The organism is Chryseomicrobium imtechense, assembly GCF_041475995.1.
In the GTDB taxonomy this organism is placed as follows: Bacteria; Bacillota; Bacilli; order Bacillales_A; family Planococcaceae; genus Chryseomicrobium; species Chryseomicrobium aureum.
The window spans coordinates 1-415 of the sequence record NZ_JBGOBM010000047.1; the positions used below are offsets into that span (position 1 = coordinate 1).

The 415-nt window shown below is 41.7% G+C and carries 2 protein-coding genes; one reads left to right on the top strand and one right to left on the bottom strand.

Annotated features, from left to right (window positions below; genetic code table 11):
- Nucleotides 1–161, top strand: a 161-nt coding sequence (locus tag AB5N96_RS13550; RefSeq protein ID WP_499705511.1) for a transposase domain-containing protein, incomplete at its 5' end; no start/stop codon positions are given.
- Between the two features lie 113 nt (nucleotides 162–274).
- Here AB5N96_RS13550 and AB5N96_RS13555 read toward each other — a convergent pair.
- On the bottom strand, nucleotides 275–415 hold a 141-nt coding region (locus AB5N96_RS13555), incomplete at its 5' end, for a transposase (protein ID WP_499705764.1).

Below are 415 nucleotides of genomic sequence, written 5' to 3' on the forward strand. Positions count from 1 at the left end.
TCGAGACTGCCAAAGAAAATGGGCTCAATCCTTTCTTCTACCTGCAACTTCTTTTCGAAGAACTTCCACAGCGTGATTTAGAGAAACTCGAATCATTCGAAGATTTGATGCCGTGGTCGAAAAATTTACCAACGAACTGTTATATCCAATCAAAGAAATAGAAAAATACCCAGCAAAATCAGTAAGTCGATTTTGCTGGGTATTTTCTTTGATAAGATACAACGTGTTCACTATTTGACGCTTACGGATAATTTCAAATATGCGGTCAGAGTTCTTACACTCTGACCACATATTTTCTTAGGTTCACCGCCATGAGCGCTAACCCTATGTCGTTTTCGACCTTCGGTCGGGTGCGGACAGAGGCGCGAGTGAAACCCAAATTAGCCTTCAAGAATCCAAAAACTGGTTCCACGTC